This window comes from Amycolatopsis sp. NPDC089917, assembly GCF_040684635.1.
Classification (GTDB): domain Bacteria; phylum Actinomycetota; class Actinomycetes; order Mycobacteriales; family Pseudonocardiaceae; genus Amycolatopsis.
Window position 1 is genome coordinate 17,221 of sequence record NZ_JBFBGL010000037.1, and the last position, 14,622, is coordinate 31,842.

At 69.6% G+C, this 14,622-nt stretch carries 17 protein-coding genes and 1 pseudogene; 9 read left to right on the forward strand and 9 right to left on the reverse strand.

From position 1 onward, the window contains the following. Positions 1 to 198: 198 nt before the first annotated feature. Both AB0N89_RS25515 and AB0N89_RS25520 read left to right on the forward strand, forming a co-directional pair. Positions 199 to 846, forward strand: a complete 648-nt coding sequence (locus AB0N89_RS25515) for a response regulator transcription factor (protein WP_364208714.1) — start codon at positions 199 to 201, stop codon at positions 844 to 846. A 153-nt stretch (positions 847 to 999) separates the two neighbouring features. Then, the gene (locus tag AB0N89_RS25520; RefSeq protein WP_364208717.1) at positions 1,000 to 1,632 is read left to right on the forward strand and encodes a response regulator transcription factor; all 633 of its coding nucleotides are present in this window, start codon (positions 1,000 to 1,002) and stop codon (positions 1,630 to 1,632) included. Between the two features lie 48 nt (positions 1,633 to 1,680). Here AB0N89_RS25520 and AB0N89_RS25525 read toward each other — a convergent pair whose 3' ends face one another. Together AB0N89_RS25525 and AB0N89_RS25530 are read right to left on the reverse strand one after the other, a co-directional pair. Beyond that, the gene (locus AB0N89_RS25525) at positions 1,681 to 2,964 is read right to left on the reverse strand and encodes an ATP-binding protein (protein ID WP_364208720.1); all 1,284 of its coding nucleotides are present in this window, start codon (positions 2,962 to 2,964) and stop codon (positions 1,681 to 1,683) included. Position 2,965: 1 nt separating this feature from the next. After that, positions 2,966 to 3,670 carry a response regulator transcription factor gene (locus AB0N89_RS25530; RefSeq protein ID WP_364208879.1) on the reverse strand — a complete coding sequence of 235 codons (705 nt, stop codon included), beginning with the start codon at positions 3,668 to 3,670 and terminating at the stop codon, positions 2,966 to 2,968. A 42-nt stretch (positions 3,671 to 3,712) separates the two neighbouring features. On the opposite strand from AB0N89_RS25530, the gene hisN reads away from it, so the two are divergent. Beyond that, positions 3,713 to 4,498, forward strand: a complete 786-nt coding sequence (gene hisN / locus AB0N89_RS25535; protein ID WP_364208723.1) for a histidinol-phosphatase — start codon at positions 3,713 to 3,715, stop codon at positions 4,496 to 4,498. A gap of 1 nt (position 4,499) precedes the next feature. Here the strand turns inward: hisN and AB0N89_RS25540 are convergent, their stop codons facing one another. The 5 genes from AB0N89_RS25540 to AB0N89_RS25560 all read right to left on the reverse strand — a co-directional run bounded on the left by AB0N89_RS25540 (position 4,500) and on the right by AB0N89_RS25560 (position 8,158). Beyond that, positions 4,500 to 4,775: a hypothetical protein gene (locus AB0N89_RS25540; protein WP_364208726.1), complete on the reverse strand. Its 276-nt coding sequence runs from the start codon at positions 4,773 to 4,775 to the stop codon at positions 4,500 to 4,502. Then, a complete protein-coding gene (locus AB0N89_RS25545) occupies positions 4,772 to 5,605 on the reverse strand; it encodes a TNT domain-containing protein (RefSeq protein WP_364208729.1) in 834 nt (277 codons plus the stop codon). The genes AB0N89_RS25540 and AB0N89_RS25545 overlap by 4 nt, the downstream gene beginning before the upstream one ends. Before the next feature lie 117 nt (positions 5,606 to 5,722). Then, positions 5,723 to 6,655 (reverse strand): hydroxymethylglutaryl-CoA lyase, encoded by a 933-nt coding sequence (locus AB0N89_RS25550; protein ID WP_364208732.1) that lies wholly within the window; start codon positions 6,653 to 6,655, stop codon positions 5,723 to 5,725. Next, positions 6,655 to 7,236 carry a PH domain-containing protein gene (locus tag AB0N89_RS25555; protein ID WP_364208735.1) on the reverse strand — a complete coding sequence of 194 codons (582 nt, stop codon included), beginning with the start codon at positions 7,234 to 7,236 and terminating at the stop codon, positions 6,655 to 6,657. Before AB0N89_RS25555 ends, AB0N89_RS25550 begins: the two co-directional genes overlap by 1 nt. A gap of 97 nt (positions 7,237 to 7,333) precedes the next feature. Beyond that, entirely contained in the window at positions 7,334 to 8,158 is an 825-nt protein-coding gene (locus AB0N89_RS25560; protein WP_364208738.1) for a biotin--[acetyl-CoA-carboxylase] ligase, read from the reverse strand. Between the two features lie 80 nt (positions 8,159 to 8,238). Between AB0N89_RS25560 and AB0N89_RS25565 the strand changes: the two genes are divergently transcribed. Further along, the gene (locus AB0N89_RS25565) at positions 8,239 to 9,354 is read left to right on the forward strand and encodes an NlpC/P60 family protein (RefSeq protein ID WP_364208741.1); all 1,116 of its coding nucleotides are present in this window, start codon (positions 8,239 to 8,241) and stop codon (positions 9,352 to 9,354) included. A gap of 85 nt (positions 9,355 to 9,439) precedes the next feature. Here the strand turns inward: AB0N89_RS25565 and AB0N89_RS25570 are convergent. Continuing rightward, positions 9,440 to 10,269 (reverse strand): annotated as a pseudogene (locus tag AB0N89_RS25570) (alpha/beta hydrolase). Between the two features lie 27 nt (positions 10,270 to 10,296). On the opposite strand from AB0N89_RS25570, the gene AB0N89_RS25575 reads away from it, so the two are divergent. The 5 genes from AB0N89_RS25575 (at position 10,297) to AB0N89_RS25595 (ending at position 12,867) form a co-directional block, all read left to right on the forward strand. After that, the gene (locus tag AB0N89_RS25575; RefSeq protein ID WP_364208744.1) at positions 10,297 to 10,692 is read left to right on the forward strand and encodes a nitroreductase family deazaflavin-dependent oxidoreductase; all 396 of its coding nucleotides are present in this window, start codon (positions 10,297 to 10,299) and stop codon (positions 10,690 to 10,692) included. A 40-nt stretch (positions 10,693 to 10,732) separates the two neighbouring features. Next, a complete protein-coding gene (locus AB0N89_RS25580; RefSeq protein WP_364208747.1) occupies positions 10,733 to 11,128 on the forward strand; it encodes a MerR family transcriptional regulator in 396 nt (131 codons plus the stop codon). Next, positions 11,129 to 11,464: a thioredoxin gene (gene trxA / locus AB0N89_RS25585; RefSeq protein ID WP_364208750.1), complete on the forward strand. Its 336-nt coding sequence runs from the start codon at positions 11,129 to 11,131 to the stop codon at positions 11,462 to 11,464. Between the two features lie 290 nt (positions 11,465 to 11,754). Continuing rightward, entirely contained in the window at positions 11,755 to 12,378 is a 624-nt protein-coding gene (locus AB0N89_RS25590; protein WP_364208753.1) for a LysE family transporter, read from the forward strand. Between the two features lie 54 nt (positions 12,379 to 12,432). Next, positions 12,433 to 12,867 (forward strand): VOC family protein, encoded by a 435-nt coding sequence (locus tag AB0N89_RS25595; protein ID WP_364208756.1) that lies wholly within the window; start codon positions 12,433 to 12,435, stop codon positions 12,865 to 12,867. Here AB0N89_RS25595 and AB0N89_RS25600 read toward each other — a convergent pair. Beyond that, a complete protein-coding gene (locus tag AB0N89_RS25600; RefSeq protein WP_364208759.1) occupies positions 12,864 to 14,618 on the reverse strand; it encodes a prolyl oligopeptidase family serine peptidase in 1,755 nt (584 codons plus the stop codon). The genes AB0N89_RS25595 and AB0N89_RS25600 overlap by 4 nt on opposite strands. Positions 14,619 to 14,622: the final 4 nt, after the last annotated feature.

Genomic DNA, 14,622 nt, shown 5'->3' on the forward strand with positions numbered 1-14,622 from the left:
GTTAGCACGCTAACCAACGTGAGCAAAGGTCCCTTGCTCCCCCGCCTGGGCCGAAAGGGTTAATGACTTGGGCGGATCCCCGCGATACGCGACACTCATCAGGCGTTTAATTCACGCCGGTCCGCTGTCCGGACCACGCGTTGTCCGCGACCGGCCCTCTCGCTAACGTGCCGCGTCGGGGAGACAGGGGGAGTCCGTATGAACGAACGCCTGCGCGTGCTCGTGGTCGACGACCATCCGCTGTTCCGGTTCGGGGTCTGCACGCTGCTCGCCAACGAGCCCCAGGTCGACGTCGTCGGCGAAGCGTCGAGCGGGGCGCACGCGATCAGCGCGGCGAGCGCGCTCGGACCCGACGTCGTGGTCATGGACCTGCACCTGCCCGACATCAGCGGCGCCGAAGCGACCCGGCACATCGTCGCCGAACAGCCCGGTGTCGGCGTGCTCATGCTGACGATGGCGGACGAAAGCGAATCCGTTTTCTCCGCGATGCGCGCCGGAGCCCGCGGATATCTGCTGAAAGACGCGGAACCCGACGAAATCATCCGCGCCGTTCACGCCGTCGCGAGTCGCGAAGCGATCTTCGGACCTGATATCGCGACGCGGGTCCTCGGTTTCTTCAACCGAACGCAACCGAACGCGGACACCGTGTTCCCGGAATTGACCGTCCGCGAACGAGAGGTCCTCTCACTCATCGCCTGCGGCCACAGCAACGCCGTCATCGCCGGCACCCTTTGTCTCAGCCCGAAGACCGTGCGGAACCACATCTCCAACGTCTTCAGCAAACTCCACGTCGCCGATCGCGCGGAGGCCATCGTGCGCGCCCGCGAAGCCGGGTTGGGCCGCTGAAGAGCGGGCCGTTGAAAAATCGACCCCGATCGGGGCGGCTTTTCGGGCAATTTCGGGACCGGAGTCCCATGCGCTCGGGACACCTCACCCGGCAGGGTGGGTCGGGGTGCGAGGGGTGGGGCCCTCGCACAGTTCGAGGGGAATGGGAATCACATGTTCGAACCGAACAGGACACCGGTGGTCGTCCGCGCCACCGATCCGATCCTGCACAACGGCGTCTGCATGACGCTCCGCTCCCGTGACGACGTCTGGCTGGTGGACGGGGAGACCGCCGACCCGGGCATGGTGGCCCTCCTGGTCACCGATCGGCTCGACGAGGCCATGACGCAACTGTTGTCCGCGCTGCACCACCAGGGATTCACCCGCATCGTCCTCATCGCGGGCGAGGTCGACGACAACGAGATCCTCAACGCCATCGAGCACGGCGTCTGCGCCGTCGCCCGACGCTCGGAGGCGGGCGCCGACGTCCTGGTCCGGCTGATCAAGGCGGCCGCCGCCGGGGAAGGCGCGCTCCCGCCCGACCTGCTCGGCAGGCTCCTGCACCGGGTCTCACGGCTGCAACGTCAGGTCCTGCAGCCGCGCGGCCTGCATCTCGGCGGCATGAGCAGCCGGGAGACCGAGGTGCTCAAGCTGGTCGCGTCGGGGTTCTCGACACAGGAGATCGCCGACCAGCTCTGTTATTCGCAGCGCACGGTGAAGAGCATCCTGCACGACGTGACCAACCGGTTCCAGCTCCGGAACCGGTCGCACGCGGTGGCTTACGCCCTTCGTGAGGGTTTGATCTGACACCGTGAGACGCTTCGCCCCGCACGGCGCCGTGCGGGGCGAAGCGTCTCACCTGGGGACCCGCTCGGCGGGCCAGCGCACTTCGGCCACATCGCCCGGCCTCGGGACCTTCAGGAACAGGCTGAACACCGCGGGCTGTTTGCTCGACAGCTCCAGCCGTCCGCCGTCGGCCTCGATGAGCGCGCGGGCGAGGGCGAGCCCGACGCCGGTCGAGCCGCCACCGGAGAATCCGCGTTCGAAGATGTGCGGCGCCAGTTCGTCGGGGACGCCCGATCCGGTGTCGGCGACCTCGATGACGACGGTGGCCTCCGTTTCGCCGCGCCGGGCGGCGAGCGTGACCGTTCCCGCGCCATGGCGCAAGGCGTTGTCGAGCAGGACGCCGACGACCTCGCGCAGACGACCTGGTGTCGCCCTCGCGCGCAGTCCGTCAGTGACGCGAAGCCGCAGATGCCTGCCTTCGGCGCGTAGCAGCTGTCGCCATTCCTCCGAAATCTCGGGAAGCATTTCCGGCAGATTCACCGGTTCCGCGCCGACCTCGCGTGCCGCCCGTGCGGCGGCGAGCAGTTCGTCGAGCGCCTCGGCCAGCCGGTCCGCCTGTTCCTGCGCGGCCTTCGCCTCGTCGACGACGTCCTGATCCGGGTGGACGGTGAGCGGTTCGAGCCGCAGTTGCAACGCGGTCAACCGGCTTCGCAGCTGATGCGAAACGTCGCCGACGAGCTGACGTTCCCGCTGGACGAGCTGAGCGAGCGCCGTGCCGGACGCGTCGAGGGCTTCGGCGACCATGTCGAGTTCGCCGACGCCGTAGCGTTTCGGATCCGGCCGGAAATCGCCGCCGCCGAGTTTGACCGCGCGATCGGCGACGTGTCTCAGCGGTTTCGCGAGCCGTCGCGCGGTCACGGTCGCCACGACCGTCCCGGTGCCCACCGACAGCACGACCAGCAGCACCACGAGCAGCGTCACCTGGGTCTGGCGGGTGCGCATCGGCCCGGCGGGCATGGCCAGTTCGACCTCGCCGTGCAACGCGATCGGCGCTTTCTCGGACACGACGTCGGAGCCCGGATCGGAGCCGTACCGCTTCTCGATCTGCCCCTGCGCGCGGACGGTCAGCAACCCGCCCTGCGGGACGGCCACCCGCACCAGGTCGAGGTTGATCGGCTGGCCGACGGCTATCTCGTTGTCCAGCGTCGCCGCGATCCCCCGCGCCGAGGACGCCAGGTTCTCGCGGTTGAGGTTCTCGACCAGCTGCCAGGCGGTGATCCCCAGCGGGATGCCGAGCACCGCGGCGGTGACCGCGACGGCGAGCAGGATCGCCAGGAGGATGCGGCGGCGCATGCTATTCCGCGTTGAACCGGAAACCGACGCCGCGGACGGTGGCTATCCGCCGTTCGCCGTCGCCGTTGCCGCCGGTCTTGCCGGTCCGCCCCGCCGCTTCGTCGGCCGCGATGGCGAGCTTCCGGCGCAGCCAGGACATGTGCATGTCGAGTGTCTTCGAAGTCTTCGATTCGAGGTCGTTCCACACCTCGGCGAGGATCTCGTCGCGGCTGACCACCTGGCCCGCGCGGCTCATCAGCACCCGCAGCAGCTCGAACTCCTTGTTCGCCAGCTGCACCTCGTGCAGGTCCACGGTGACCATCCGGGCACCGAGGTCCATCCGCACTCCCCCGGCTTCCAGCACTTCGGGCGCGCGGCGGCGGAGCAGCGCCCGGATGCGGGCCAGCAGTTCGGCGAGCCGGAACGGTTTGGCGACGTAGTCGTCGGCGCCGGCGTCGAGGCCGACCACGAAATCGACCTCGTCCGTGCGCGCGGTCAGCATCAGCACCGGGACCTCGGTGCCGCTGGCGCGCAGGCGGCGGCAGACCTCGAGGCCGTCCATGCCGGGCAGGCCGAGATCGAGGACCAGCAGATCCACGCGGTCGCTCTCGGTCGCGTCGAGGGCGGCGGGCCCGTCGCCGACGACACGCACTTCGTACCCCTCTCGCTGGAGCGCTCGGGAAAGCGGATCGGCGATGGCCGGGTCGTCCTCGGCGAGTAGCACCATGCTCACCTGGCCAACTCTACGACTGCCGGGCGTGAAAGCATCGTGACCGTGCCTGGCTACGAGAATGATCTGGAACTCGCCACCCGGCTGGCCGACGCCGCCGACGCCATCACCACCGCCCGCTTCCGCGCGCTCGACCTGGCCGTGGAACGCAAACCCGACCGGACCCCGGTCACCGACGCCGACACCGCCGTCGAAGACGCCATCCGTGCGATCCTCGCCACAGACCGGCCGGAAGACGCGGTCCTCGGCGAGGAACGCGGCGGTTCGGCCGCGACCGGCCGCGCCTGGGTCCTCGACCCGATCGACGGGACCAAGAACTTCCTGCGCGGCGTCCCGGTCTGGGCGACGCTGATCGCCCTGGTCGAGGACGGGACGCCCGTGGTGGGCATGATCAGCGCGCCGCTGCTCGGCCGCCGCTGGTGGGCCGCCACCGGGGACGGCGCCTGGATGAGCGACTCCGCCGGGGAGCGCCGCATCTCGGTGTCGAAGGTCGCGTCGCTCGAAGACGCGTATCTGTCCACAACGGACCTGAACTCGTGGGTGGAGTACCACTCGCGGGAGAAGTACCTCGACCTCGTCAACGCGTGCTGGGAAAGCCGCGCTTTCGGCGACTTCTGGCACCACTGCCTGGTCGCGGAGGGCGCGCTCGACGTCACCGCGGAGTGCGTCGTGAACCCGTGGGACGTCGCGGCGGCGCAGGTGCTGATCACCGAAGCCGGCGGCCGCTTCAGCGACCTCGGCGGCGAAGCGCGCTACGACAACGGCTCGGCGCTCTCGACGAACGGCCTGCTCCACGACGAGGTGCTGGCCATCCTGAAACGCTGAGTCACTGCGCTCCGGGGAGGAGTCCGACGGCGCCTCGCGCGACCTGAGACCACGCGAGGCGCCCGAAGAGGTAGTGGCAGGCGACCTGTTCGCTGGTGAACCGTGCCCAGTCGTACCGGTTGCCCTGCTCACGCCAGAAGACCTCCCAAGCGGGCTCGGCCCCGTCTTCCCCGGTTCGCATGAGGCACCAGGCGTTGTCGGTCTCCGCGCCGACCGAGACCACCTCGGCGGGCACGCCCAGCGCCGCCAGCCACCGCAGGATCGTCCCCGTGTTCACCGAACCTCCCCCGTGACGTCCGCCAGGAAACCCAGCGTGACGAGCTCATCCGCGCCCAGCACCGCGCGAAAACGCACCCCGCCGCCCGGCTGGCCGAACCATTCGGCGGTCACCGAACGCCAGACCGGCAGCGGCCGGACGACACGGTAGCGCCGGTACCCGCCGATCCGGTCCGGCGGCAGCGAGCGCATCGCGAACACTGTCGCGTCCTCCGCGAAAACCCGGCCGTTCTGATCCCCGAAGCGGTCGAGATGGGTGCCGACGTCAAGCATCACCGGCGTCGCCGGGTCGATGCCGCCTTCACCGGGAGGCCACAGATAGCCCGTTCCGCCGACGAAACGCTCTCGCCAGTCCTCTGAGGACTCTCCGCCCCACGGGTCGTGTCCCCGGGTCAGCTCGGGCGGCGCGGCGGCGGCCGGAGTCGTCGGCGAGCGCCGGAAACCGCTGCTGACGTGCGACAACGCGTCCAGGTCGTCCAGCACACCCGCCTCGGGGTGATCCTGCGGGCCGGAACCGCCGTCGGGCAGCGGCAACTGCCGCGCGGGTTTCCCCATCGCGACCGGGAGATGCCCGATCGGGAACATGTGCACGAGGAACAGCGCGATCACGCTCTCCCGCTCGGTCCGCAAAGCCCCCATCGGCGGCGGAGCGGCGGGAACAGGAGGCGGAGGGACGGGCCGCGGCTGCGGGAAAGGCACCCTCAGCGGCGCCACCGCGGGCGGCCACGGCGAAGGCGCGTAGGAGGCGCGCACCCCGTGAGGTGGTGTCGGGGCGTCGTAGTCGGCGGGCAGCCGGATCGGGCCCGTTCCGGCCTCGCTCGGATCGGTCACCGCACCTCCCCCAAGGAATCGATCCCACCGTGATCGGGGGAGGCAGCGGACAGGACGCGTTACGACCTTAGCGCCGACCGGTGTCCTCGTCGGCGGATACCCGAAAGCGCGTGGACCTCAGCCGGCGAGCGCGTTGACCACCCGGGACGGGCTGGGCCTGCCGAGCTTCCCTGCCATCCACTTGCTCGTCGCCACCAGCGCGTCGAGGTCGACGCCGGTTTCGACACCCAGGCCGTCGAGCATCCACACCAGGTCTTCGGTGGCGAGGTTGCCCGTGGCCGATTCGGCGTACGGGCAGCCGCCCAGCCCACCGGCCGAAGAGTCCACAGTGGACACGCCGCAGCGAAGGGCGGCCAGCGTGTTCGCGAGCGCCTGGCCGTAGGTGTCGTGGAAATGGACGGCCAGCGTGCCGACGTCGGGGAACTGCCCGATCAGCGCCTCGACCTGCCCCGCCGTGGCGACGCCGATGGTGTCGCCGAGCGAGAGCTGCGAGCAGCCCAGGTCCAGGAGCCGTTTGCCCACTCCGGCGACCTGCTCGGCCGGGACGGCGCCCTCCCACGGATCACCGAAGCACATCGACACGTACCCGCGGACGTCGAGACCTTCGGCGCGCGCCCGGGTGACGACCGGCTCGAACATCGCGAACTGGTCGTCGACCGTCGAGTTGAGGTTCTTCTTGGCGAAGGTCTCGGTGGCGCTGGCGAAGATCGCGATATGCGAAACCCCGGCCTCCAGCGCCCTGTCCAGCCCGCGCTCGTTCGGGACGAGCACCGGATAACGGACGCCTTCGCGCTTGTCGAGCCCGGCGAGGAGCTGCTCGGCGTCGGCCAGCTGCGGCACCCATTTCGGGCTCACGAAACTGGTCGCTTCGAGTGTGGTCAGCCCGGAATCGGCGAGTTTGTCCAGGAATTCGAGTTTGACCTCGACCGGGACGATGGCTTTCTCGTTCTGGAGGCCGTCTCGCGGGCCGACCTCCCAGATCGTCACGCGCTCCGGCAGGGCCGCGGCGGACGGGACGCGGTCGGGCAGTCCCAGCTCTCGCGTGCCCATCAACGACGCCGGTTTCCGCGCGGCGGGGGGCCTTGCGGAGGAAGCGGTTCGGTCTGCTGCGGCGCCCCGGCGGGCGGCGCGTAGTCGTCGTACGGGTTGTCGTTGACTTCCCGGTAGATGACCGTGTGCACGCGCTCGACCTTGGGGATGTCGTCGAACTTCAGCGGTTCGTCCGAAGCGGACTCGATCACCAGCGTGCCGCAGCCGAACACGCGGTCCAGCAGTCCGTGCTCGAACTGGACGCTGTTGATCCGCGACATCGGGATGTCGATCCCGGTCCGCTTGAGCACACCTTCACGGGCGATCAGCCTGTCCGTGGTCACGATGAAGTGCGTCGTGCGCCAGCGGACGAACGGCGCCAGGAAGAGCCACACGACGAGCCCGAGCCCGACGGCGGCGATCGCGATCTCGGAGACGAGGTCCCACGGGGCCGTCGCGTCCTTCGCGATGACGGCCAGCCAGATCCCCAGTCCGAGCGTGACGATCAACGCGAGGAAGGGGAAGATCAGCATCTTGAAATGCGGGTGACTGTGCACCACGACGTGCTCGTTCTCGCTGAGCAAATCGTCCGGATAGGCCACGACGGACGCTCCCAAAGTGTGTTCGACGCTGGTGAGCTCACCGTACCGGCGAACGGTCCCGGTGGAAGACCGGACGCCGCAAAACACACCGCACGGATCAGGCCCCGGCGGGCCGCACGTGGACGACGTCCCCGGCGAACACCGTGTACCGCTCACCACCGGGAACGTCGACCTGGAGCTGGCCCGCCGGATCGATGTCGGCGGCGCGGCCGGTCAGCGCCGAACCGTCGGGCAGCTGGACCTCGACGTCCTGGCCCAGGGTGGCGCAGTGCCGCCGGTAGTCCCCGAGCAGCCCCGCCTCGGCCAGCGACCCGCCGGCGACCCGCCAGCGGTTCTCGAGTTCGGCGAATCCGGTGAGCAGGCGGGTCGCGATCTCGGCGCGGTCGGTGTCCGTCGCCCCCTGCTCCGCCAGCGAGGTCGCGGGCAGGCCACCGGGCCCGGCCGGGACGTTCTCGCCGAGCGGCAGCACGTTCAGGCCGATGCCCAGGATCACGGTGGTCTCGTCACCGGCGACGGCCTCCGCGAGGATGCCCGCGCATTTGGCGCGTTCCGGACCGGCGAGGACGTCGTTCGGCCATTTGAGGACGGCGTCGACGCCCAGGCTCTCGGCGACCTCCCGGACCGCGAGTCCCGCGACCACGGAAAGTGAACCCAAATTGGCGAACGGGACCCCGGCCGGACGCAGCAGGACGCTGACGTAGAGGCCCGATCCCTTCGGCGAGGACCACTGCCGCGCGCGGCGGCCGACCCCGGCCGTCTGCTCTTCGGCGATCAGCACTGTGCGGTCCTCAGCCCCCTTCGCGGCGGATTCCCGCAGGTCGGCGTTGGTGGACCCGGTGCTCGCCACGACCTGGATCGCGGCGTACCGGCCGGACAGCGCGGCACTCAGACGCTCGGCGTCGAGCGCTCCCGTCTCACTCATCTGCCCAGAATATGAGAGTCCCCCTAACGTGCAAGGCGTTCGCTCGTTACGCAGAGGTGGTCTCCAATAACCTGGACGGCGTGACCGAGCCCGAGTCAGCCCCGAGCGCGCCCGAAACCAGCCCGAAGAAGTCGTGGGCGCACGGCGTGGCGATGCGTGGCCTGGTCGCGCTCCCACTGGTCGCGGGGCTCGCGACGGCGGGCTGGCTGCTCGCGGGCGGCAACGATCCGGCGCCCGCCGACGGGAACCAGCCGGTGCCCGTCCCGGCCGCCAAACAGGATCCGGCCACGGTCGGCGGCGGCGCGGGTCCGTCGGTCCTCGAAGTCAGCGCGCCGGTCAAGGCGCAGGAGACCCCGAAGGGCGTCCGGCCGCTCGAAGAGTGGGCCGAGAAGCTCGCCGGGCCGCTCGACATCCCCGCGAAGTCGCTCATCGGCTACGCGAACGGCGAGCTGGCGCTGCGCGGCGAGCAGCCGAACTGCCACCTTTCCTGGGTCACGCTGGCCGGCGTCGGCGCGGCGAGCTCGAACCACGGACGCGGCGGGGACAACCCGCTCGGCCTTTCGGCTCAGCAGTGGAAGAAGCACGGCGCGTCGATCCCCGGGATCTCGAAGCCCGCGCTCACCGACCCCGACTCCGCTTCGGTCGCCGCCGGTCGCGCGCTGTGCTCCTCCGGGGCCGACCTCGGCGGCGGCAACGGCTGGTGGAAGGCGATCGCCGGCTACCAGGGCGCCAAGGGCAACGAGGCCGAACTGTTCCGCCAGCGCGTCCTGGGCAACGCCCAGCTGTACGCGACCCTGTCGCTCGACCCGGCGCAGTCCTCGACCCCGGCGGTGAAGGCGACCCGGTTCGCCCTCGGCCAGCTGGGGCTCCCGTACGTGTGGGGCGGCAACGGGCCGGAGGCGGGCGCGGCGGGCTTCGACTGCTCCGGGCTGACGAAGGCGTCCTACGACGAAGCCGGGGTCGCGCTCCCGCGGACCGCGGACAGCCAGTTCCGATCGCTGACGCAGGTGCCCGGCGAACCTAAGCTCGGCGATCTCGTGTTCTACGGGAACCCGGCGACGCGGATCCACCACGTCGGGCTGTACCTCGGGAACGGCCTGATGATCAACGCGCCCACCGAGGGTCAGGCGATCCAGATCCACACCTATCACTCGAAGGGCGACGACTACACCGGCGCCGGACGGCCCGCGGCTTAGCTGGTCGTGGGGGGGGGTGGTGGGTGGTTGTGGCACCACAACCCCCCCCCCCCCCACCACCCGCACCGACGCCTCCCTTGCCAGGTCACAGGTGACCGGCCAGCCAGTCGAGGGCGGCTTCCGCGTGGCGGAGCACCGAGATGTGCCCGTCGTCGGGAAACACGCGCGCCTCGGCCGTGGCGCACTGCCGTGCGAGCCACTCCCCGTGCCCGACGGGCGCGATCCGGTCGGCGCCGCCGTGCACGAGCAAGACCGGCGCCTTGACGTCGGACGGCTCTGGAATCCCCAAGGCGCGACGTACGCGAGATCGTCGTCGATCAGCGCGCCAGGGCCGCCTTCGAGAGCGGGGCCGACGACGTCGAGGAGCCACTTCCAGGCACCCGCCAAGGCCGCGTGATCCGACGGGGTGAACATCTCCGCGTCGTACTCAGCCGCCGCCTCGTGGCGTTCCTTCTCTTCCCGTCCCGCCAAGGCCGCCGACAGCGAGCCGACTCCGGCCGCGCTCATTCCCGCGAACCAGTCCCAGCTGTCGGAGTACGGAGCGATGCTCGCGACGCCGACCACGGCCGGAACTCGCTCCGGCAGCAGGGCCGCGCACGCGAACGCGTGTGGTCCCCCACCGGAATGCCCGAATACGGCGAATCGCTCGATTTCCAGGGCGTCGGCGACCTTCTCGACATCGGATGCCGCCGACGCGACATCCCGGCCAGGACGCGGAGACGAACCGCCGTAACCGGGCCGGTCGTAGGAGACCCACCTCAGTCCGAGCCGTTCGGCGGCCGGGAACAACGGTGACGGCGGGGCGCCGATGTTCGGGGTCCCGTGATGCCAGAACACCACCGGTCCCGTGCCGCCGGTGTCGTACGCGTGCAGGGTGGTCCCGTCCCCCAGGTCCACGTCGGACTCGTTCACCATCGGCCGAGCGTAGGGCACCCTGGACCCATGTCGCGCTATCACGAGATCAAGCACCGGGTGGCCACGACCTTCCAGCGCCACGTGGGCAACCCGATCCTCGGCCGCTTGCCGAACCAGCCGCTCCTGGAGACCACCGGCCGCAAGTCCGGGGAACCCCGGCGGACGCCGATCGGCGGCCGCAAGGTGGGCCGCGAGTTCTGGATCGTGTCGGAGTTCGGCGAGAAGTCGCAGTACGTCCGCAACATCCAGGCCGATCCGCGCGTCCGAGTCCGGCTCAAGGGCCAGTGGCACAGCGGTACGGCGCACCTGCTCCCGGGCGACGACCCGCGCGCCCGGCTGAAGGCCCTCCCCCGGTTCAACAGCGCCGCCGTGCAGGCGATCGGCACGGATCTGCTCAGCATCCGGGTCGATCTCGACGAGTGAGTTTTGCCTTGACGTCAAGGGCAAGGTTTACGCTCGGACCATGCGGATCGGTGAACTCGCCGCGCGGACCGGGACCACCACGCGCGCGCTGCGTTTCTATGAGTCACAAGGACTTCTCGACGCCCGGCGCGCGTCGAACGGGTACCGGGAGTACGACGAGGACGACTACCGCCTGGTGAACGAGATCCTGACCCTGCAAGCGGTCGGGCTCAGTCTGGAGGACACCAGGCCGTTCGTCGCATGCCTGCGCGCCGGGCACGAGACCGGCGACTCGTGCGCCGATTCGATCGAGGTCTACCAACGCAAACTCGCCGAGGTGGACGCCTGTCTTGCCAGGCTCAACGACGTGCGGGACGGCCTGCTGACCAAGCTGGCGGGCGCCTTGAAGACCCCGCCGGGACCGTGCGTCGTCGTGCCGCGAACCGAGGAGACCTGAATGTCCCTTTCCGTCGTCACCGACGAAACCTTCCGCGAACTGGTCCTGGACCAGGACAAGCCCGTCCTGGTGGACTTCTGGGCGCAGTGGTGCCCGCCCTGCCACATGATCGTGCCGGTGCTCGCCGAGATCGCCGAAGAACGCGCCGACGCGCTGATCATCCGCAAGCTCAACTCCGACGAGAACCCGCTCACGGCAAGGGACTACCAGGTCATGTCCCTGCCGACGCTGATCCTCTTCCGCAACGGCGGTCCTGTGTGGACGACCGTCGGAGCCAAGCCGAAGGCGCGGCTGCTGGCCGAGCTGGACGCCGTGCTGGAGACGGCCGCCGTGTGATCAGGCACGCGACTCGCGTGATTGAGCGCGTAACTCGCGTGATTGAGTACGCGACTCGCGTGATTGGAAGCGGAAACTCGGTGTGCGGCGTCCGATCACGCGAGTTCCGGCTCTGATCACGCGAGTGCGGTGTTCGGTCACGCGGTAATTGTGTTGCGCCCGGGGCCGTCCGTTCGCATCCTTCCGCCCATGACATCGACCCTCGCCTTCCTGCCGTCGCCCACCGTCGTCCGACGGGTGCGGGCGCAGCAGCAGAAGACGTCCTGGCGGAGGCCGGCACCAGTCCGACCGTGAGCGCCGCGCTCGTCGCGGGCCTGCTCGCCGGCTATGGCATCGCCATCCCGGTGGGCGCGGTCGGCACCTATCTCGTGGTGCTGACGGCTCGCGCAGGACTCAAGATCGGCGCGTACGCCGCGTTGGGCGTCGCCACGGCCGACGGCCTCTACGCCCTGATCGCGGTGCTCGGCGGCGGCGGTCTCGTCCGGATCATCCAACCGATCGCCGAACCGTTGCGCTGGATTTCGGTCGCGGTGCTCCTCGCACTGTCCGTCCACATAGGAATCACCGGTATCCGGAATTTCCGCGACTCGGCGAAACCCGCGGCGACCGAGCCTGCCGCGATCGGACCGCTGAAGGCCTACGCGAGCCTGCTCGGGATCACGCTGCTGAACCCGACCACGGTCATCTACTTCACCGCGCTCGTGCTCGGCAGCGAGGACATGGCCGCCGCGACCACATCGGAACACGTGGTCTTCGTGGCCGCCGCGTTCGCGGCGTCGGCCAGCTGGCAACTGCTCCTCGCGGGCGGCGGCGCGGTGCTGGGCAAAGCGTTGACCGGACGTCGAGGACGGCTGGCGACCGCGCTCACCTCCAGCGCGCTCATCGCCGTACTCGCCATCCGCCTGATCCGATGACACCGAAAGGAATCGAGGACCGTGGTTGTCCGCATCGGTTGCCAGGCTGTGCCCATGACCGAAACCCAGGAACGCCCCGCCGCTCTCCACTCCTACCTCGCCTACCGCGACGCCGCGAAGGCGCTCCGCTGGCTCGAAAACGCCTTCGGCTTCGAAACCGTCCTGGAATACCCGGACGACAAGGGCCTGATCCAGCATTCGGAACTGCGGCTGGGCGGGGCGTCCATCATCGTGTTCAGCGCGGAAGAGGACTACGACCGCGCGACCCGCAAGGGGGAAACGGTCGGCCACGGCCTCTACGTCAGCCTTCCGACGCAAGAGGCCGTGGACGCCGTTTTCGCCTCCGCCGTCGAAGCCGGCGCGACGACGGTCTGGAAGCCCGAGAGCACCGAATGGGGCAACTACCGCTTCCGCGTCGACGACCTCGAAGGCTACGAATGGACCTTCGGCACACACGTCCCCGGCGAGCCGCAGACCGACTGGAGCTAAAGCAACCGCGCGAACCACTCGCGGGTGCGGCGAAGCAGATCCAGCTGGTGCTCCCGCCGGTGGATCCGATGCCCTTCGCCGGGGTAGACGACGAGGTCGTGTTCGACGCCGAAGTGGCGTAGCGCCCGGTGGAAGAATTCCGCCTGGGACAACGGGACGTTCGTGTCTTCCGCACCGTGCACGATCAGCACGGGAGTCTCGATCTTCGACGCGTAGGAGATCGGGCTCAGCCGATCGTGCCGGTGCGGACCCGTTCCTTCCCAGCCGGTGCTTCCGCCGTACGCGGCTTCGAAAGGACCAAGTTCGCCGGTCGCGGCGAGCATCCCCCAGTCGCAGATCCCGGCCCCCATCAGGGCCGCCTTGAAGCGGCCGGTCTGCCCGACCGCCCAGGCGGTCGTGAACCCGCCGTGACTCCAGCCCGCGATCCCCAGCCGGGCCGGATCGGCGACCCCTTCGGCGACGAGGAGATCGATTCCGGTTTCGAGGTCCTGCCATTCTTCGAGGCCGACCCGTCCGCCGACCGACTCGGCGAATTCGCGGCCGTGCCCTTGTCCCCCACGGGGATTCGGCAGGAAGACGGCGTGCCCCGCCGACGCCAGCCACTGCGCGGACGGAAACCAGCCGAGCCTGAGGCCGTCCGCGTACCGGTCGTACGGTCCCCCGTGCGGAATCGTGATCAGGGAGAAAGGTCCGTCGTCCCGCGTCTTTCCCGGCGGCAGGACGAGCAACCCGTCCAGGTCGAGGCCATCGAAAGCCTTGTAGGACAAGCGTTCCCGCGATCCCCACGCGATACCGGCGAATTCCGGCACCAGGTCGCTGACTCGCGTCAACTCCCCGCCTACAGGTCCACAGTGGACGTCTTTCGGCCGATGAGCGGTGCTCAGCACGGTCGCCACGATCTCGCCGTTCGAGGCGATCGCGTCCGCTTGCCCGCGCCACAAGGACACCTCACCGGACCCGAGCCGGTGAAGCGCCGTGTCGAGACCGTCGGCGACGAGCACCAGCGGAGCGCCGGAATCGACCTGTGCGAGCCCGATCGGACAGGCCGATCCCGGTGTCAGGTCGCGATGTTCCCCCGTTTCCACGGGAACGTCGAAGACCAGATGGCCGCCCACCATGTCCGAGGTCGCGATATAGGCGACGTGCCAGCCGTCGTCGCCCCGCCACCAGACCGGGCTCTTGGACTCGACCCCGGTCCGCCCGAGATCCCGCCGCTCCCCGGATTCCAAGTCCAGCAAGGAAAGTCGGGGTTCGAGCCCGCCGGGGTCGATTTCGGGCGTCGACCAGGTGAGGACGGCGACCGCCTTGTCGTCCTGACGACCGGCGGCCTCGACCACGTGGTCTTCGATCAGTGTGGTGATCTCGCCGGTCCGCGGATCGAAGCTCCGCAGCCGCGCCGGGCGGAGGCTTTCGCTCCAGACCCAGATATCCGCGGCCGGCGTCTCGTCCTCGGCGATGAACACGATCCGATCGCGCATCGGGAGGAACGCGGTGATCTCACTCCCCCAGGTGAACAACGGGCCGTCCACCGTGTGGACCTCGCCGTCGCGCAGGAAGCAGAGGGACTCCGACGCCCACTTCGGCGACGACCCGTCGGCCAGTTTCCCGGGCTTCCCGTCGACGTCCGCGAGCCAGATCTCGGGGACGCCCTTGGAGATGCTCTCGACCTGGTAGGCGATCCGCCTCCCGTCCGGGGAGAGCGCGGGGTGCGACGGGACATGGCTGTCGACGATCAGCTCAGCGGTCAGCATGTGT